The organism is Enterobacter sp. MEB024 (genome assembly GCF_030209635.1).
Lineage (GTDB): Bacteria > Pseudomonadota > Gammaproteobacteria > Enterobacterales > Enterobacteriaceae > Enterobacter > Enterobacter ludwigii.
This window is the reverse complement of sequence record NZ_JARVRQ010000001.1, coordinates 349,308-367,408: the sequence shown is the minus strand read 5'-3', so window position 1 is coordinate 367,408 and position 18,101 is coordinate 349,308. Positions and strand designations below refer to the sequence as shown.

Below are 18,101 nucleotides of genomic sequence, written 5' to 3'. Positions count from 1 at the left end.
AGCTTAAGGGCCGAAATTCAGCTGGTCTGTGAGCCAGAATTTCGGCCTTAATAATCTAAAAAACCCATGCAGACGAAGGGTTAAAGTACTGAGGTAGCCTCGTCCAGCCAGCCGGGAAGCGTTTCTCTGTACCAGTTCAGGTACAGCTCAAAATCTGTTTTATTTCGGTCATAGAGCAGGGACACCACCTCTGACACAATCCATGCTTTAGCAAGGGTTATTTCCGTCGCTAGCTGTCGGGCAGGCATATGCAGATAATGCACGCTGTAACGCTCCGCAAGCTGTAAAATGCTTTGCCTGGAGCCCATTCCCTTTACCAGCGGGGCGAGGTCGATAGCCGGACTGCCCGTGCCAAACCTTTCCCAGTCAAAGAGAACCCACTCTCCGTTTTCTCTTCTCCCCCAGTTACCGGCATTGGTATCCCCTGAGATTAAACATTTCTGCCGAAACAAAACGCTGCCCGCTTGCTGAAAACAGCGCATCTGGTGGGCCGCGCGGTCCGGTAATTTCAAAAGCGCCAGTGATTTTTCAAGCGCTTTCTCGGACCAGGAATGAGGGTGATACACCCAGGTTGGGTCTGGTGGAGTGCAATGAAGATGAGAAAGGCATTTCAATATGTCATCCCCCGACACCTCATCCTGAGACACTTTTCCAGGGATATATTCCAGCCTTAACCGGCGTAGATGTGGATCGGCAGACAACAGCGTCGGGGTTTTGATTCCCCTGCTGTTGAGCTCTTCCGCCGCATACTCGTAGAAAGCGTATTCCACAGGGCTAACAGGGCATTTATCTATGACTTGCTGACCATATTGATCCACCAAACGCTGCACTTTTGCCGCACCCATTTGGGATAAATTCTCCGCAGACATACATGACTCCCTGAGTCAGGTTTGGCTTTAAGGGATAAGTGTAGTGTGATGCGGAGAGATCAGGGGCATTGCGTTTTACGGGCAGTGTTGCGGGTTGTGGGAAGGTCCGTTTTGAGCGAAGAGCGGAAGCTGGCTCTTGTACAGACTGACAGTACAATGGTAGACAAATTCAGCCATCACGACGGAGAGTGTTCAAAGGCCTCTACTGACGCCCCAATATGGCTTTACCGCCGTCTCCGACTGATGAACACGTCAATGTCATCGAAGATATCGGCGCGAGCCAGATCCCGGGGTTTGTAGACCCGTTTTTCTGATTCATTGCTTTTTCAGCGAACTGAAGTAAGGCCGTAGAAGTAAAACAGTACCGCTGGCAGATGGGGCATTTTCTCGCGTTAGCCGAGGTCATCACTCTGCTTAGATTCAGCTTATGACGTCAGCCGATAGTGTGACTGTACCAGACCCGAAGGGAAGCTACGGCTGGATAATAGCGTCAAATCGATATCATGGGGCAGCACTCCGAACAGCGGTTTTCCCGAACCGAGCAGGACAGGAACAGTAGTGATAACGATATCGGCGACCAGACCTTCGCGAAGGAACGACTGTATTAACTGCCCACCATCGATATAGGCCCGGTGCACGTTCTTCTCCATTAGCTCAGTAAGAGCCTCCCTTGGCGTGCCGCATGAAAACTGCACTTTACCCTTCAGCGCTTCGGGCACGGGGGTACCGGTTAGCTGCCGGGAAAGCACCAGCACGGGTCGATCATAAGGCCATTCGTCAAAAGTCAGCACCTTCTCATAGCTGCCTCGCCCCATAATGATCCATTCTTTGTCCGCGATGAATGCGGCATAGCCATGATCTTCTGTCGGGTCATCGCGCTTCAACAGCCAGTCGATATCACCATCCTGTCGAGCGATATAACCATCAAGACTGACCGCGATGAAAACATGTGTGGTGACCATCACGTGCTCCGTATTCAGGTTGCATATATCTCGTTGAGTTTAGCAATGTTAGCGATATTGATATGCTGCGATAAAGTCACATCACAATGTTAGCAACATCTGCTCCAGGCACGCAGCGAGCAAGTTACCTTAGCTGAAGGTCCGCTGTGAACGAAAAGCGGACATTCCAGTTGCATCACGTCCGGGCTTTACGTTGCGACCAGGACGGAGCGGGAATATAGGGCAAGTTCACAGCTGCGATATCGCATCCTGGGTGCCACCGTGCGCGGCGATAAACATGGCGACGGCCGACCGACAATATGATTCGATTTCGTTGTCGTCCTCTGCTCTGGCCGCATCGAAGCGCGCGATAATCAGAAGGTCAGAGCCTTTGAAAAGCGCGGCAAACAAGCGAGCGGATTGAAGAGGATCGGGAACGTTCAGAAGCGCTTTCTGGTGCAATTGACGTAAAAGAGCTTCGATTTGGGCGATGACATGAGCGGGGCCAGCTTCATAATGGAGCTTGCTTAACGACTTTTGATTCGTCTTGTCAGCCATGACCATGGCTTCGACGCTACTCACGTCGGGCCTCAACAACGTGCGCAGCAGTAATGATCCCACCGCCATCAGTTGATCTTCAACCGAACCGTCAACGCCTTCAAGAAGGGACTGTGGTGCAAACAACTGATGACAACCGGCCACAATGGCCGCACTGAAGAGTGCCTCCTTGTTCTCGAAGTGCCGATAGATGCTGAGTTTGGATATCTTCGCTCGCTGGGCGACTTTGTCCAGGGTCGTCGCCTGAAATCCCAATTCTACGAATAGCTCGGAGGCGGCCTCGACGATTGTCTGGCCAAGCGCCTCGTTGGCAGGCCGGCCCCGCCGGGTCGGGTTGTTTTTATTGGTCACTATAAATACAGTCCTTGACAGTATCGTAATTATTTAATTACGATACCATGCAGTTTCATAAATTTGCAAGGTGCGCCAGAGCTAGCACATCTCCTTACATCCTCAACACGGAACTCATCACCATGAATGACGTCATCATCATCGGAGGCAGCTTTGCCGGTCTTGCCGCCGCCCTGCAGCTTGGCCGTGCCCGTCGCAAGGTTACGGTCCTCGACACTGGCCGGCAACGTAATCGCTTTGCTGCCCGTTCACATGGTGTGCTCGGCCACGATCACAAGCCGCCACAGGACATCCTGGCCGAGGCGCGGCAGCAACTGGCACGCTACCCAACGATCAAGCTCGTCAACGCTCGCGCCGAAAGCGTATCTGGCACCATCGACGATTTCTGCGTCGTCACGGACGATAACGAAAGCCTGCGGGCGCGCCGCTTAATTCTGAGCTATGGCGTCGCTGACCAGATGCCTGATATTCCCGGCTTTGCCGAAAGCTGGGGTACATCCATCATACCATGCCCCTATTGCGACGGCTTTGAAGTCGCCGACCAGCACTGGGGCCTCATCTGGTCTGGCGTACAGTCGCACAATCAGGTCAGGCTCTTCCACGACTGGACAAACAGATTGACTGTCTTTGGCAACGGTCACGACATCAGTCTCGACATACGGGCCGATCTGGCCACCCGCCAGGTACCTCTCATTGATGGCAGGATCACTGAAATCGAACCTCACGGAAGCCATAGTGCCACCATCAGGATCGAATCCGGCCCCGATGTTTCAGTCGATATTCTGTTCGCGCATCCCCGGACCAGGCCGTCCGCAAGCCTTCATGATGCACTGGGCCTCGCCACGGTCAATACGCCAACCGGCATCGCCCTCAAGACCGACGAGCGCCGCGAAACCAGCATGCCTGGCATCTACGCCGCCGGTGACCTTGCCAACCCCGGTATCCCCTCGGTCACTACGGCAGCATGGCAAGGCACGATGGCGGGTATCTTCGCTCAGCAGTCGATGCTCAGTTAAGTGCAGGCAGCATCGTTCATCCAGTTCAATTTACTGTAGACAGGAGTGCCGCCATGGCCGCGATAAAACCATTTAAACCTCTGGACGAGAAATTTCCGTTTGACCGCCAACTAGGCGTCGCGGTCGCACCTCTCGTGCTAATCAATCTCTTCGCGGTCTTGGATCCCGCCGACGAAGCAGGCTTCCTGGACGCTTTCAAGGCAGCTGCCGAGGTCATAACAAAGCAACCGGGCTTCATTTCCATGCAATTACATCGGGCGATCGGCGATAGTCCGACTTACCTGAACTATGTAGTGTGGGAATCCACCGAGGCGGTTCGCGCGGCCTTCACTGTTCCCGAGTTCCTCGCGAAACTTCCAGCATATCCTTCATCCGTCGTAGCCAGCCCTCATCTGTTCCAGAAGGTCGCTGTCCCCGGCTTCTGCACAGCCTGACTCTGGAAATATAGTAAAGCGCGCCCCCCTAACTGAGCCGTAAGGTCCGCTACGAGCGAGGAGCGGACCTACTGATGTTCATGGTATGACTAACCGCGCAAATCAAAGCGAGATTTTTGAAAATCGCGGTACACTTCCTGATTAGTAAAAGCTGGAAAGGTGGCTTTCTGGGCTGCTGATTTTACCGCTTCGCAATATGCTTTATTACCGTCGCTAGTTGATATGTTTAAAGCCTTACCATTCTGAGCAAACTCTATGTGTAATCGACACTTCTTCCCTTTCCAGTTTTGTGGGTCAGCCAGTTTTGCATTTATCGCGGCTCTGATCGCCCGCGCTTGCGCGCCCCATTCACCCTGATCGTCCCAGTAGCCAGAACCGCAATTAGCCCTTGCAGTGGTTTTATGGCATCCGGAAGGTTTTAATGGCGTGCATCCCGTTGCCAGACTGGCAACAAATGCCAGCATAAAAAATTTCCTTACCATTTCATTCGCTCTCACTCCCTGCACCCTCACTCCATTAAATTCGTTATGTACATTGATAGATTATTCCGCCATCACAAGTACATTTTCAACTGCCCATTCTGGCGATGACGAGGTCGTTATTAAGCAGTTACTGGCTCCCTTTTGATAACCTCATGGAGTTTTTCAATGCCCGCCTCTTAAGCGCTCTCAAAATGCCGATTATTGCGAAATTCGACAGAGGGTAGTTCCGGTAAGAAGCACGAGCTGTCTCACGCCTGAACGACTTGATGAGGCTCTTAGAATGACGCCAAAACAGCGGCAACGCCATATAAGCCAATACCAAATACAATGTGTGTAAGCAGGCTTAACAGACGCGAAAGCCATGGATGAGGTGTACGTGAGGCCGCGATACCAAAGCCAAACGCGGGTTGCAACATCAAAAACGGGGCAGTTAACGTTATTAAGCCTGTCAACACGCCAATTAACAGCGAGGGTTCATGGAGCCAGCACTTTCCGTCAAGCGAAAACGGGATAAACGCAAAAAATATACCGGTAAGGTAATGGAATATCCAGCCAGTAAGCATCTCTCCATGTATCTGCGGCGATGAAAGAATGGTGTGATGCCTGAATTTCCCCTTAGGGAGGAGTAAAACCCAGCGCCCAACCAAAGCATAATTCAATGGTGGTATTTTCAGAATGTACTTCTGAAAAAATGACCACAAATCCATAACCAGCGTTGCGCCAATTCCCGTGATGATCGTTTTGAAAATAATATCCAAAGTCCACTTCCTTTTCTCAGTGAAATGATAAGCTGATAATCAGTGTGCAACTTAAAGTGCGGTTTAAGTCAACAATGAAAGAACTGGATATCAGAGAAGTTGCCAACCTTACGGGAGTTACACCATCGGCATTGCGATATTACGAAAAGAAAGGGCTTATTAAACCTATTGGTCGTAATGGCCTTAGGAGGCAGTACAACGAGATTGTGGTCAATAAATTGCAATTAATCGCTCTGGGACAGGCAGCAGGTTTTTGTCTTGATGAGATTGCCGACATGTTCAGTGAAGACAACAAACTCATACTCAACAATGTTCTGCTTCTTCAACGAGCAAAGGAGATCGACAGTACCATCCGCCGGCTCCAGTTGTTAAGCCAGGGACTGAAGCATGTTGCTTGCTGTTCGAAAAGCGTGCATTCCGAATGCGAGGAGTTCAAAAAGATTGTCTCAAAAGGACTTCGGCTCGTCATATAAATGACGATTAACGAATCGGGCACGCCTCATGACACCAGGCGGATTAACAAAAGAATTGTGAAGTCTCCAGCAGCAAAAAGTGGACGACATTACCAGTGGGAAACATCGCTGTTAATATCTGGACAGTCCATGCTCCCCCCCGTGTGACATTTTTCATAGACAATTAAGAAGGACTATTCATGGCTGCTGTTGAGGAATTGAAAGTGAAGTATCCAGGTGCAAATGCCTGGCAAATGGGTGACAGCCCGGAACTGGCCAGTGAGCTTGCGGATCTGATTAAAAAAGGGATCAAAACAGCCTCTTGCGGATCATTTGCCTCTTATCAGCAGGAAGAGCCTGCGCCGAAAATTGGGAGCTATAACATTATCCTTGATGGCCAGAGCATCCCGGTCTGCGTAATCAGGCTGGTTTCAATGCGACTGGTTCGTTTTTGTGATGTTACTGAGGAGTTTGCCCGCAAAGAAGGTGAAGGCGATTTAAGCCTTGAATACTGGCAGAAGGAACATCAGCGGTTTTTCACCCGCGAAGGGTATTTCTCTGAAGAAATGGAGCTAATTACAGAAGAATTTGAAGTGGTTGAACTACTGTAAGATGAGCTAAACGATCTTGCGTTCAATCCCCTGCCCTTTATAACAACTCCCGCTTCTGGCACAAAGCGGACCGACATAAGAGCCGCAAGGTTTGCTAAGAGCGATAGGCGACCCCACAAGCTTACAATAAGCGTGGAGTAATGCTGGCATTTCAGGTCACTCCGTCGGCTGGCTTAACTCACCCCACTTGAGATCCAGAAATCGTTTTCTGCGGTGCGCTCCTGGAACCTTATCCGCTCTCCGCTTCAGGTGTCCCCTGATGGAATACCAGTTTCCATTGCCCGCTCCCGGCCCGCTCCCAACACGAAGAACGCAAAGTCGGGCGAGTGCCGTCTGCATTGAATGTCCTGTAGTGCAATATCGCGACATCCTCTCTTATTTGGATGAGCTGAAAGTCGCTGCTGAGAATGGTCGGGATAACTGTTTCGGCAGAAAGTGCCTCTATTGTCTGCGAACGATCGATCAACACACCTGATCGTGTCATTTCCCTGAACTGGTCGTGAAGTATCTGTTCAAGCCATTCACGATCGTTGCGCCTGCTGCCATGAAGCGTGCGCTCCAGCGTTTTCAACTGTTCCAGAAGCATGGCATTTACCCTCATTCAAATTCGACTGTCAGTTTCATGGCCATAAATGTTTTGCGTCAACTCGTCCGCCAGCATGTGAAGTGTCGTCTTCAGCCATTTGGTTGCCCCTCTCTGGCCACTGCGTTTATGCGAGTAAATCTTTACTTCAAACGGGCTTATGGTGAACGGCAATGAAAAAATCTGAATACTGGCAGCATGTTTCAGCTTCTCAGCAGCAAAACGGGGAATGGCCATTAGCAGGTCACTTTCCGCAACGATAAACGGGGCACTCAGCATGGATGGCGTCTTAAGCGCTATCTGCCGCGTATACCCCAACTGCTCAAGCCGTAAATCCAGTACCCCCTGCTTTTCATTCCAGGGGGTTATCACCAGATGCCGTGCGGCAAGATAATCTTCCAGCGTCAGCTGTGTTCGGCGGGTATTGCTGATGACAACATACTCATCCTCAAACCAGTTTATCTCGTCCAGTTCATTGTGGCGGATATCGTCGGGTGTACTGAATCCCAGCGCCAGATCCACTTCTCCTGCCAACAGTTCGTTCAGCGCCGGGCTGTGTGGCAAATAGCGTAAATCAAAGCGCAAGCCAGGTGCTTCCTGCTGCAGTCTCTGCATCAACGTCGGGAAAATGCACAACGCGGTAAAGTCCGTAATCGCAATCTGGATCCGCTCCGTGCTTTCGCAAGCCACGAACGCCGGTTGTACAGTCAGCTCCTGATTGAGACATTTTAGTGCTGATGCAATAGACGGCGCGAGCTGGGTGGCATACACGCTTGGGCACATCCGGTGGCCTTCCCGGTAAAATAGCGGGTCATTGAGCGCAATACGCAGTCGGGACAGTGCGTGGCTCAACGCAGAGGTGCTCATCGCCAGTTCATCCGCGGCGAGGCGAACGGAACAGTGCCGATAAATGGCGTCAAAAATGAGCAGCAGGTTTAAATCAAGACGTCGTAGCGCTGGATGCATAATATTCATCATGGGGTGATTTCATTGCACTTAATTCTTCCGACAATACCCCCTATGCTTAACGCCATCAATAACGATGCCTTGCAAAAAAGACAGGAAAACATATGAGTATCAGCCTTCGCCAGGCCCGCCCGGAAGATGCCTCCGCTATTTACGATATGATTTATGAGCTGGCGGTTTACGAAAAAGCCCCGCAAGAAGTGGTCACCACACCGGATGAGATTCGCGAAACACTCTTTGGCGACGGCAGCCATACCGAAGCATTAATCTGCGAGATTGAAGGGAAAATCGCCGGGTACGCCGTGTTCTTCACCAGCTACTCCACATGGCTTGGACGTAACGGTATTTATATGGAAGATTTGTATATTTCCCCCGATTATCGCGGCAAGGGCGCGGGAAAAGCGATGCTGAAGAAAATTGCGCAATATGCCGTGGAACGGCGCTGCGGACGCCTTGAATGGAGCGTACTGGACTGGAACCAGCCCGCAATTGATTTTTACCTCAGCATTGGCGCATTACCTCAAAACGAATGGGTACGGTATCGCCTGGAGGGTAACGCGCTGTTGAACTTTGCCGAATAACGCGACCGTGTTGCAGCAAATTGCAGATGCAGGCTGCTTCTGTTGAGGGGCAGTCATGTTCGCGTTGAGGGGAGTATCAGGAACACATTGATCAGGCTTCGGGCCTGTTCAACCGCGGCGTGTTCGTCGGTGGAGTATTTCTTCGACATAATGGTCAATGGCAATATTGTGCTCACGGCTCACGCGCGAAATGAATATGTGCAAAAGCGCCAGCGATGCGTGGAGTGTGACTGCGACCAGATTGTCGAAGTCTTTCTGAGTGAAACGGTCATTCCCCTTCAGTGTCGAATGCTGGAGCAAGGTGTGGGCCGTGATCTCGAGGACGGCTCGCCTGTAATCGCTCGACAACAGGACATCCAGATCGGTCTGGCGAAGATCAAACGTGAAGTTAAAACTGACAAATCCGGAATCGACCGGCAAAGAGTAGGTCAGTCTGTCGCCCTGTTGCTCAACGTACGGTTCATACCCCTCCCCCATCAGCCGTTGCGACTGCATATCGCCCTCTCTTCTCTTCCAGGCACCAGGCACACCTGTTGACCAGGGAGCGTCACCGCAGGATTAAACAAGTGTTTCACCCGCTTTGATTGATTGACTGATAAAGGGCGCGGGCTTTCCAAAGAGATAACCTTGTGCCAAATCACACCCTAAACGTTGAAGGCACAAAAGTTGATCATTGGTTTCAACGCCTTCAGCAATAATTATCATATCAAGGCATTTCGCCATGCCGACCATTAATTTTGCGATGGTCTGAGTTTCTTCATCCGTGGATATTGTTCGCACAAACGATTTATCGATTTTTATTTTATCAAAGCCTAACTGAATCAATCTTGAAAGGGAGGAATACCCCGTACCAAAATCATCAATAGAGATTTTTATGCCCAGCACTCTGAGCGCCATAAGGATTTCGATGGGGGTTTCACTGTCGGTAAACAGCGAAGATTCTGTCACTTCCAGTTCGAGTCGGGTCGCGGGCAACCCCGTTTCGGCCAGCACTGCGCGTACTGTATCGACAAAATTCATACTGCTTAACTGCACCGGAGACACGTTGACAGAGATCCTCGCCGGCACCTTCCATGTCGTCGCTTCCTTGCAGGCGATTTCAAGCGCGGCTTTGCCTATCTCATGGATGAATCCCGTTTTCTCTGCTACCGAAATAAAATCATCCGGCGCAATGATGCCCTTAACGGGATGATTCCAGCGCAGAAGGGCTTCATAGCCATATATTTCAGTGGTGTACGAATCAACAATCGGCTGATAGTAAACGACCAACTCTTTATTTGCGACTGCCACTGATAAATCACGCTCCAGGGTTCTGCTTTCCTCGAGCTTTTGCAGCATGATGCGGCGAAACACTTTGATCATGTTCAAGCCTGCACGTTTAGCTTCATACAGAGCAAGATCGGCAAACTTATAGAGGTAATCTGAACGTCGTTCTAGCTCTGAAACAACAATACCGACGCAGGTACCAATGGTGACGTTAGAGTTACCTATTATGTAAGGCTTTTTAATGCACTCACAGATTTCCATGGCCAGATTAACGGCACTTTCTTCTGTCAGCTCATGCGACAATAATGCAAACTCGTCGCCCCCGAGCCGATAGAATGTATTTGTTTCGTTGCTCATGGAGGATAAACGGTGCGCAACCTCACGCAATAACAGATCGCCGGCATCGTGACCAAAGCTGTCATTGACTTCTTTAAAGCGATCGAGATCAAACAACATGACCGTGACTGGCCTGTGTATGCGGCTCGCTATCGAGATGTTATTAATAAGATCATCCCAGAAATAAAGCCTGTTTTTAAGCCCCGTCAACGAGTCATGGTAAACGTCATACGCCAGTTTTTTATTCTGTTGCTGGAGTATTTCCTTCGATTTCTGGAGTTCATTTGCCAGGCTGGTAACCTGTCGGTGAGTTTTAAGTATCTTCCTGTTCTGGCAGACATTTAAAACACCCAATATCGCACTTAAAATAATCAGCAGAACCGAAAGGCCTGAATAGATACGATACAGCTTTTGTATATTCTGGTTTGTCTCGTTGATGGAGTTAACATCATTGGAGAGTGCACTGGATGAAAACTGGCTAAGGGAGGAATCAAGCGCATACATTTTCTCAAGATAATCAGCAAGTTGAGCGCGAGTCATACCTTCCAGATGATGATCAAGGTAATCAAGCGTTTCATGCAGGTTTTTTGCCAGTGCATTATGGCTTTTATTCGACTTTACATATTTCCCTAAATCGCCTTCTTTCAGTAACTCGCGCTGGCTAAGCATGATCTCCAGCCGCATGCGGAGATCGTCCATGGTGATATCAGGATTATTGTCAGAATAACGGCTGATCCACGACTCCAGCCTGTAGTATTCTGAAACCATCTGAGAGACAGACCAGGAGTCCTTATAATGGTTGAGTTTTTGCAGATCCTCCTGCCGCTCATGCAAAAGAAATGAAATATACCCGGTTGTAATGAATAGGAAAAATATAATGCCTACCAGGATCCTGTTCATGCATTTCTCCAGATTATTACTCTACGACCATTTTGCTAATCTGCCATGCTGATCTCGAGTAATAGACCTGGTTATCCAACTCTTTGTTACTTTCATAAGGATAGACAATAAACAGAGGGCCCTTGTCGCGAACGCGCATATATTGGCCGTTCATTTTTATTGCAAGGATCACGTTATATTTTGTGAAGTCTTCAATGGGAATTTCGGTCGTATAATCATTGAGCGCGGTTACACTCAGAACAGTGCCTTTGGCGCCGACCAGTTCCATGAGTTTTTTCATGGGAATACCCTCAAAGCTTGTCTGGTCATTATACCATGGGTTACGGGTACGCATGGTAACGAGGCCGATTTTTTCCAGGCCAGCGATATCAAAGACTGCAGCGCCATTTTGATTACTGTTCTCGATTTTCCCGGAGATGGTTAACACGGGTTTCCCTTCAAGCTTAGGGAGTTCCTTCCCCCAGGAACAGGTCGAAATAATCAAGAAAAGTAGGGTGATTGCCATTCTCATGCGCGATGACTCCATTAAGGAAATAGGTATGTCTTGTCGTCTATTCTGACACAAATTGTTACCAGCCAACCAGATAAGACTCCAGGACGAAACGGTCCCGTTATACTCTCGTTTAACGGTCCATGACAGCCATCCCGACGTTGTTGCTTGCCGTATCGTCATTAACAAAGATTAGCCTTCAGACGTGTCCCTGTCTCCCTTTTACACCATGATAATATGAGACAGAGCAGGTTATTAAAATTGGACGAAGGCGGAATTTGAAAAAATTGTCGTTTCTAATCCCCCGTTGCGTCTTAAACGGTCAGAATTTGTGCGGAGTGGTCAATTATTGCTACGGAATACCCTCAGGAGAGGTGCACATTGCGCCCTTATAAGCAGGTTAAAAGAGCAATGTCGTGCTATCGAGCGATCAATCCGACACAAGAATATTGTCGATCACCGGCTGGACGATTTGCTGAAATACTTTCGCGTCGTTAAACGCGCGTGCGGCTAACATGGCACCATGTACCGTTGCCATTAACTGCCCCGCCTCGCTGGCGTGGGTTGACCGGACAGTAAAGCATTTTTCCCTTTCTCCTCTCTGAAGCAACTCCGTCAGCCAGCCAGAGAGATCGGCGAAATGTCCCGTCACTTCCGAAGCGACTTCGGGCGGCAACGTCGGCAGTTCGGCGGCAAGCATCGCGCAGATACAAAATGGCGCAGAACCGTCCTGGATGCATTTGGCCCAATAATCGGCATAGGCCTGAAGTTCGGCAACCGGATTATTTAGCTGACGGCTTAATGCCTGCATTCCGGCGCGGGCCTCCTGGCGATACTCGCTCACGACGACCCTTACCAGCTCCGCCTTGCTTGAAAAATGGTGGTGAATACTCGCCTTGCGAATATTCACCTTTTCAGAAAGGTCGGCAAAACTGAAGCTTCGGTAGCCACCGGTGGTAAGCAATTGTCGGGTGAAAAATATAATGTCGTTTGCTTTCTGTGAACGTTCGGTGGACATAGCCGTAACCCATTGTCAGTATACAGATCAATAAGATATCAGAGAGCAGAGCGAAAACCTACCGACAGGCCGCCTTTACTGCCGCCGTCTGCCGGTCCCCGCCATACTGTCAAAGACGCCATCACGCAGCACTAACGCATGAAAAAGCGCGGCCGCCAAATGCAGCATCACGGTAGCAAATAGCATCAGCGCAACCAGAGAGTGCAAAGGCCGCAGAATAGCAAACCAGTCGTTATTCACCGGAACAATGGGTGGCAAAACAACCCCGCCCCCGAGGGTGATGGGGTACCCCGCCGCTGACTGCATCGCCCAGCCAATCAGGGGCTGAAGGAACATCATGATGTATAACGCCCAGTGTGAGAGATGCGCTATCAGGCGCTGCCAGGCCGGTATGGAAGCCGGTAGCGAAGGGACGGAGGTATAAAACCTCAGCCATAGCCTGACCACCACCAGAACCAGAATCATCAGCCCCAGCGGTTTGTGGATCGCCACCAGCAGGGCATGTTTCGACGAAATGGTTGAAACCATCGCGATGCCGATAAACAACATTGCCACGATAGCCGCTGCCATGAACCAGTGCAGAATGCGCAACGCCGGATGGAAATAAGCAACCTGTTTCATAAGCCAGCTCCTGACTGTCGGGACTGTTCACGGGTACGCGCATTGTAGGATTTGGCATAGGCCGCCGAGCGCGCATTGAGTAAAGGATCGTCCGAAGGGGCAATGCCATCGGGCAAAATCAGCGGATCGTAGTTGATGTCATTGCACGGACCGTTTTGCTGCGGTGTTGCTCGCGTCAGCACGAGCATGCCGGCATTGATGGTTTGCCGATCTTCAGGCCAGACCTGGCTTGCATCGTTGCCCGGATCGCCCGGTTTAGCGACGGTAATCATCAGATCCCATTTCAGCGGCCCTTGCTTCAGGCGCTCTTCAAGATCGTGTTGCAGAAAATCTTTATCATTTTTATCCGCCTCGCTCATCGGCTGAGAGCCAATATGCGGCACCATACTCCAGCGGACCAGATGCTCTTTACCCGTTTTATCAATAAAGCGAAATGCATTCAGGCTATTAAAGCGATCGCTTGCCCAACTGGATGAAGGTACATACTGCTTTGCCCAGGCGAGGTAGGGTTGCATCTGAGGATGCGCGATCACAAACGCCTTAAGCTTATCGGGGTTGGGTTTACCGGTTGCCGGATCGGGCAGAGTCAGGTTTTGCAGCGCATAGAAGTCTTCAACGGTAGAGACCGGAAAGCGTGGCATCGCGTTCATGCCTGTTCGCCACTGCTCGCCGTTGCTCTGCCTGAATTGCAGCGCCATGCTGCGCACGGGAACGGCATAATCCGGCGCTTTTGGGTTACCCCCTGCGATGGCGAAACGGCCCGTAACTGGCGTTTCGCCAGGGGCAAACAGCGCTGCTCGCGATAACGAACTGACCTGGCCGTTAGAGATAAAATCCCCCACCACGCACACGCCCTTCGCGTGATTGCGGCGAAAACCGGGATGTTCCCCACCCGATTTCTGCAATACCGAAACCAGTTTGTCAGACGTCAGACGATTCGGCGTCAGCCAGCCGCCTGACCAGAGAAACAGCGCTATCAAGACAAGGGGAATAATCGCGACCAGGCACAGGCGGACTATTTTTTGGCCGGTGGAAAGTGAAGTGTTCGTCATATTTTTGCTCACACAGTGAATACACAATCAAATACGCGAGAACGTATTCCTGAAAACATTAAGCACGTCTTTCGCTGCTGGCGTGATAACTCGCCCATTAAGACGCGCCACAGGATGAATGAAGCAGGATTTTTTTAACTGTAGCCCAGAGCCGCTCTTTATCTCTGTCACGTATTTTTTCATGCTGAATTTCTCGCATGAATGCCGCTTTATCAGCTCCGGAAAAGCCGCCCTCCGTTTTTAATTTCCGGGCGATACTGCGAAGCGTTGATTCATCGGCATGGGCAATTTTTGCTCTCACCACAGAGAGCGGCATCGGTGTCCTCGGTGTGTCTTCTTCCATGAGCCAGTCGGCACAATGGAAATGCTGGATAGCCTTCGCAATGTCCATCTGCAGTTGAATGAAAGACCTGACGCTCTCTCTTTCCAGCCCTGACGCGTGGGCGACAGCAAAGGCTCTTTCAAGCACGTCCCGTTCCTGTTCAGGGTCGGCAATTGCCTGACCCTGCTGCGCCTTATACGCCGCAACCTCTTTCATCAGGCAAAAACGCAGGTTGATACTCATGCCGGGGCCGGAAAAAACCTCGATCGCTGTCGTTGTTTCCGCAATGCCATCTCCCTGAATGGATGGCCCTGCCGCTAACTCATGCTTTTTCTCCATTACCGATCTCACTTATCGCATAGGTAAAAAAATAACGTTCTCAGGCCCGGATCCGGTTGGCTGGAAAGCGAACGAAAACCAACCTACCAGTTGGTAGGTTTAGTGTCAATTTCATCACTCATTTTTTACTCAATGCTGGATGCCATGTTTGTTCGGAATGGTTTTCAAAAGAATTCGGGGTAAGACAGGCTGCCGAAACGGCGAGCGAGGGGGAACGAAGAAAGATGAACAGAACTCAGAAAAAACATGCGGGCAGGAATACTGCATCCTGCCCGCATACCGGCCATACGGTCATTCCACTCCCCCAGCAAAAAAAATCGTATGGCGAGTTATCTTAGGCGTGAACCATATCTGCACAATACTGGATGCCAATACCGAACGCTCCGCCATGTTTCTGGCTGATCGAAGTGGTCAGTTCGTAGGTTTCATGACGTGCCCAGTCACGTTGCAGTTCAAGCAGGTAAGTCAGGGCAGTAATCGGCTTTGCGCCAGCCTGAATCATGCGTTGCACAGCGCGTTCATGAGCTTCTGCACTCATGTCACCGCTGGCGTCTGTGACGATATAAACGTCAAAACCTTGCTCAATGGCAGACTGAACCGGACCATTCAGACAGACCGAGGTCCACAGACCTGCAAACACCAGGCGGTCGCGCTCCAGTTTGTTGACGGCATCAACAAAATTACCATCTTCCCATGCGTTGGAGGTGGATCGGTTAACATACGACGCGTCATCCGGGAATACCGCTGAAACTTCAGGAAATACCGGGCCCGCAAAATCATGGCGTGAAATCGTTGAAACAAGGGTCGGAATATTAAACCCCTTGCCTGTTTCCGCGAGGACTGCGGTATTTTGTCTCAGCAGGCCGATATCAATATTTTTCACATTGAACGCCATCTGGCTCTGGTGATCCAGCAGGATCAGCGCATGGTTTTCCGGGCTTAACAGATTTCTGGCCGCTGCAGGTGTTGCTTTAATCGTCATAATAGTTTCCGCGATGTTTGTTTAAATTTATCAGTGTATTAATGACCTGATTCGTGAACACGAGAAAACTATACAAAACGAAATATTCTTTTGTCCGTTCATTTTTGCAAAGGGCTTATTGCAAAAATGAACGCTGTGAAATATTAATGAATTTTATATGAAAAAAGGAATTAATATGTCTGTCCGAATATTCTCTTTCTGTTCTCTGCTAAATAGTGGGAACAGTGATTCATAAATTCCCTTATTTTTGCTGATTTCCTCACATCAGGATGCGCGAGCAGCCAAATGTCTTCACCCAGTCCCTCCACGATGGGGCTAATCTGAGCCAGTTTATCTATCTGATTGCCATGCATGCAGGGTAACAAACCGATCCCAATCCCGCTTGAGATTGCCGACGCAACACTGAGAACGGAGTCACCGCGAAAGGTGATATTTTTCTCGGGAATATTTTTTTCAATCCACAGAAAGGCGTTTAACTTAGACATTGCGTAATGGAAGGAGACCCAGCGATGCTCCGTGAGCGCCATAGCATTGACTTGCTTTTTTTCCCATTGTTCACGTAAACCATACACTGCCCAGAACGCCGATCCCACCTTGCGGCCGGAAAGATGCTCCGGAATGTCTCTGGTGGCTCGAAACGCGATATCCGCCCCGCCATCGAACAAATTGACGGATTCATTTCCTGTCGAGACCTGAAAGGTAATGTGGGGATTTACCCGGCTAAATGACGCGATCAGCGGGTTAAGGTAATCCTGCAAAAGGGCATCCGACGTGGTGACCCTTATCTCCCCCGAAAAACCGCATTCATCCTCTTCAATGTTCTGTAGAACATAGTGGATATCCTCTTCAATGCGGTGTCCCAGGGCGATCAGCGCGGTTCCGGCTTTTGTCGGAACGTAGTGGGTGCGGCGACGCAGAAAGAGGGCTAATGCCAGCGACGTCTCAATGGCCCCCAACCGACGAAACAAGGTGGAATGATTGATGCCCAGAGCATCTGCGGCGCGTGACAGATTACCGTGCTCACCTATAGCTATAACGGTTTTCAAATCATCCCAGGAAAAGTTCTGGGAGGTCATTTTCTTCATACTCTTTAAATCCAAATATCTTATCGGCAGGCCAGCTGTAAAAATTGCTGGCGAATGCGCTCGGCAATGGCATTGACCACCGCCGCACTCTCATCAGTCGGATCAATATCAACCCGGAAGGGGCGTTTCCCGCAGGTGTATTGACGATATTGACTATTGCCTGCGCGGCATGACCGTGCAGGCCTCATCGCTCATTTACCCCGAAAGCGTATGCATCCGCCTGTCGGGGGGATTAGGCGAAGCCACCGTTTACACGAATAACCTGCGAGTTGATCCAGCTCCCGTCCGGACCGGCGATCATCGCTACTGCGCTGGCGATCTCTTCTGGGGTACCGATGCGCTCGAGCGGGGCCAGTTTTGCAACGGCCGCAACCTGCTCTTCGCTCTTACCGTTAAAGAAGAGCTCAGTCCCGGTGGGTCCCGGGGCAACGGCATTAACGGTGATATTTCTGCCCCGCAGTTCGTTTGCCAGCACGTGTACAAGCCCTTCCACGCCTGCTTTTGAGGCGATATAGGGACCATAAGCCGGGAAGGATTTGGCGATCACGCTCGTCGAAAGGGCAATGATTCTGCCGCCTTCACTCACGGTTTCAGCCGCATTTGCCAGCACCAGAAATGCGCCACGCAGGTTGGTATGAATGACACGATCAAAATCGTGAAGACCGGCAGGGGTAATCTTCGCCATTGGCATGATCCCCGCGCTGTGCACCACCACATCCAGTCTGCCGGTAACCGCTTTCGCTTGCTGGAACAAGTGGCTGACATCCGCTTCGCTGGCAACATCAGCCTGAATCGCCGTCGCACGGCCACCTTTAGCGACGATGCTCTGCACGGTTTGCTCTGCCGCCTCGGCATTACCTGCGTAATTCACGATAGTGGTAAAACCGTCCCGCGCGAGACGCTCAGCAATGGCGCGGCCGATACCACGGGAACCGCCCGTAACAAGGGCAGTTTTATTGACTTTGTCCATCGTTCTCTCCGGTTTCAGTGAAAGGGGGTCTGAATGGAGATATTAATGTTTTAGCGGGAGAGATAAATGGGTGATATTTGATAACATAATTCCATTATCGTTAATAATCGCCTTCAGG

At 50.5% G+C, this 18,101-nt stretch carries 22 protein-coding genes and 1 pseudogene; 5 read left to right on the top strand and 18 right to left on the bottom strand.

Translation table 11 applies throughout. The annotated features are described in order from the left end of the window. Window positions 1-80 precede the first annotated feature (80 nt). The 4 genes and pseudogenes from QRN24_RS01715 to QRN24_RS01700 form a co-directional block, all read right to left on the bottom strand. Window positions 81-869 (bottom strand): phosphotransferase family protein, encoded by a 789-nt coding sequence (locus tag QRN24_RS01715; RefSeq protein ID WP_284942258.1) that lies wholly within the window; start codon window positions 867-869, stop codon window positions 81-83. Between the two features lie 224 nt (window positions 870-1,093). Beyond that, window positions 1,094-1,211: pseudogene (locus tag QRN24_RS01710) on the bottom strand (IS3 family transposase); the annotation flags it as partial. 83 nt (window positions 1,212-1,294) lie between these two features. After that, the gene (locus QRN24_RS01705; RefSeq protein ID WP_063214859.1) at window positions 1,295-1,831 is read right to left on the bottom strand and encodes a dihydrofolate reductase family protein; all 537 of its coding nucleotides are present in this window, start codon (window positions 1,829-1,831) and stop codon (window positions 1,295-1,297) included. Between the two features lie 228 nt (window positions 1,832-2,059). Then, window positions 2,060-2,719, bottom strand: a complete 660-nt coding sequence (locus QRN24_RS01700; RefSeq protein WP_272456378.1) for a TetR/AcrR family transcriptional regulator — start codon at window positions 2,717-2,719, stop codon at window positions 2,060-2,062. A gap of 122 nt (window positions 2,720-2,841) precedes the next feature. Here QRN24_RS01700 and QRN24_RS01695 point away from each other — a divergent pair, with 122 nt between their 5' ends. Both QRN24_RS01695 and QRN24_RS01690 read left to right on the top strand, forming a co-directional pair. Beyond that, entirely contained in the window at window positions 2,842-3,735 is an 894-nt protein-coding gene (locus QRN24_RS01695) for an NAD(P)/FAD-dependent oxidoreductase (protein ID WP_032681458.1), read from the top strand. 53 nt (window positions 3,736-3,788) lie between these two features. Beyond that, on the top strand, window positions 3,789-4,169 hold the full coding sequence (locus QRN24_RS01690; RefSeq protein WP_272456379.1) for an antibiotic biosynthesis monooxygenase family protein: 381 nt from the start codon (window positions 3,789-3,791) through the stop codon (window positions 4,167-4,169). Window positions 4,170-4,258: 89 nt separating this feature from the next. Here QRN24_RS01690 and QRN24_RS01685 read toward each other — a convergent pair whose 3' ends face one another. Both QRN24_RS01685 and QRN24_RS01680 read right to left on the bottom strand, forming a co-directional pair. Next, the gene (locus QRN24_RS01685; RefSeq protein WP_284942257.1) at window positions 4,259-4,633 is read right to left on the bottom strand and encodes a cell envelope integrity TolA C-terminal domain-containing protein; all 375 of its coding nucleotides are present in this window, start codon (window positions 4,631-4,633) and stop codon (window positions 4,259-4,261) included. A gap of 293 nt (window positions 4,634-4,926) precedes the next feature. Beyond that, window positions 4,927-5,403, bottom strand: a complete 477-nt coding sequence (locus QRN24_RS01680; protein ID WP_284942279.1) for a DUF2938 domain-containing protein — start codon at window positions 5,401-5,403, stop codon at window positions 4,927-4,929. 80 nt (window positions 5,404-5,483) lie between these two features. Here QRN24_RS01680 and QRN24_RS01675 point away from each other — a divergent pair, with 80 nt between their 5' ends. Both QRN24_RS01675 and QRN24_RS01670 read left to right on the top strand, forming a co-directional pair. Then, window positions 5,484-5,882, top strand: a complete 399-nt coding sequence (locus QRN24_RS01675) for a MerR family transcriptional regulator (protein ID WP_047956205.1) — start codon at window positions 5,484-5,486, stop codon at window positions 5,880-5,882. A gap of 179 nt (window positions 5,883-6,061) precedes the next feature. Beyond that, entirely contained in the window at window positions 6,062-6,472 is a 411-nt protein-coding gene (locus QRN24_RS01670) for an ASCH domain-containing protein (RefSeq protein WP_025204715.1), read from the top strand. Between the two features lie 229 nt (window positions 6,473-6,701). Here the strand turns inward: QRN24_RS01670 and QRN24_RS01665 are convergent, their stop codons facing one another. Both QRN24_RS01665 and QRN24_RS01660 read right to left on the bottom strand, forming a co-directional pair. Beyond that, entirely contained in the window at window positions 6,702-7,058 is a 357-nt protein-coding gene (locus tag QRN24_RS01665; RefSeq protein WP_151711991.1) for a nuclear transport factor 2 family protein, read from the bottom strand. 15 nt (window positions 7,059-7,073) lie between these two features. Beyond that, window positions 7,074-8,033 (bottom strand): LysR family transcriptional regulator, encoded by a 960-nt coding sequence (locus tag QRN24_RS01660; protein ID WP_284942256.1) that lies wholly within the window; start codon window positions 8,031-8,033, stop codon window positions 7,074-7,076. A gap of 92 nt (window positions 8,034-8,125) precedes the next feature. Here QRN24_RS01660 and QRN24_RS01655 point away from each other — a divergent pair, with 92 nt between their 5' ends. Then, window positions 8,126-8,602: a GNAT family N-acetyltransferase gene (locus QRN24_RS01655; RefSeq protein ID WP_014169039.1), complete on the top strand. Its 477-nt coding sequence runs from the start codon at window positions 8,126-8,128 to the stop codon at window positions 8,600-8,602. 108 nt (window positions 8,603-8,710) lie between these two features. Here QRN24_RS01655 and QRN24_RS01650 read toward each other — a convergent pair whose 3' ends face one another. From QRN24_RS01650 to QRN24_RS01605, 10 genes are all read right to left on the bottom strand, one after another. Next, window positions 8,711-9,097: a hypothetical protein gene (locus tag QRN24_RS01650; protein ID WP_025204717.1), complete on the bottom strand. Its 387-nt coding sequence runs from the start codon at window positions 9,095-9,097 to the stop codon at window positions 8,711-8,713. Between the two features lie 63 nt (window positions 9,098-9,160). Then, window positions 9,161-11,104 carry a putative bifunctional diguanylate cyclase/phosphodiesterase gene (locus QRN24_RS01645; RefSeq protein ID WP_059306371.1) on the bottom strand — a complete coding sequence of 648 codons (1,944 nt, stop codon included), beginning with the start codon at window positions 11,102-11,104 and terminating at the stop codon, window positions 9,161-9,163. 16 nt (window positions 11,105-11,120) lie between these two features. Then, window positions 11,121-11,615, bottom strand: coding sequence for a putative pterin-binding protein (locus QRN24_RS01640; RefSeq protein ID WP_020885054.1), 495 nt, complete (start codon window positions 11,613-11,615; stop codon window positions 11,121-11,123). A 409-nt stretch (window positions 11,616-12,024) separates the two neighbouring features. Beyond that, complete coding sequence (locus QRN24_RS01635) at window positions 12,025-12,612, bottom strand: TetR/AcrR family transcriptional regulator (protein ID WP_044857230.1); 588 nt, start codon at window positions 12,610-12,612, stop codon at window positions 12,025-12,027. Between the two features lie 75 nt (window positions 12,613-12,687). Beyond that, a complete protein-coding gene (locus tag QRN24_RS01630) occupies window positions 12,688-13,233 on the bottom strand; it encodes a cytochrome b (RefSeq protein ID WP_020885056.1) in 546 nt (181 codons plus the stop codon). Then, window positions 13,230-14,285 (bottom strand): catalase family peroxidase, encoded by a 1,056-nt coding sequence (locus QRN24_RS01625; RefSeq protein ID WP_044866537.1) that lies wholly within the window; start codon window positions 14,283-14,285, stop codon window positions 13,230-13,232. Before QRN24_RS01625 ends, QRN24_RS01630 begins: the two co-directional genes overlap by 4 nt. A gap of 97 nt (window positions 14,286-14,382) precedes the next feature. Continuing rightward, window positions 14,383-14,946 carry a gamma subclass chorismate mutase AroQ gene (gene aroQ / locus QRN24_RS01620; protein WP_050737417.1) on the bottom strand — a complete coding sequence of 188 codons (564 nt, stop codon included), beginning with the start codon at window positions 14,944-14,946 and terminating at the stop codon, window positions 14,383-14,385. A gap of 334 nt (window positions 14,947-15,280) precedes the next feature. Continuing rightward, window positions 15,281-15,928 (bottom strand): isochorismatase family protein, encoded by a 648-nt coding sequence (locus QRN24_RS01615; protein ID WP_020885059.1) that lies wholly within the window; start codon window positions 15,926-15,928, stop codon window positions 15,281-15,283. Window positions 15,929-16,098: 170 nt separating this feature from the next. Further along, window positions 16,099-17,013 carry a LysR family transcriptional regulator gene (locus tag QRN24_RS01610; protein WP_284942255.1) on the bottom strand — a complete coding sequence of 305 codons (915 nt, stop codon included), beginning with the start codon at window positions 17,011-17,013 and terminating at the stop codon, window positions 16,099-16,101. A gap of 232 nt (window positions 17,014-17,245) precedes the next feature. Continuing rightward, window positions 17,246-17,983, bottom strand: a complete 738-nt coding sequence (locus tag QRN24_RS01605) for an SDR family oxidoreductase (RefSeq protein ID WP_014169027.1) — start codon at window positions 17,981-17,983, stop codon at window positions 17,246-17,248. Window positions 17,984-18,101 lie beyond the last annotated feature (118 nt).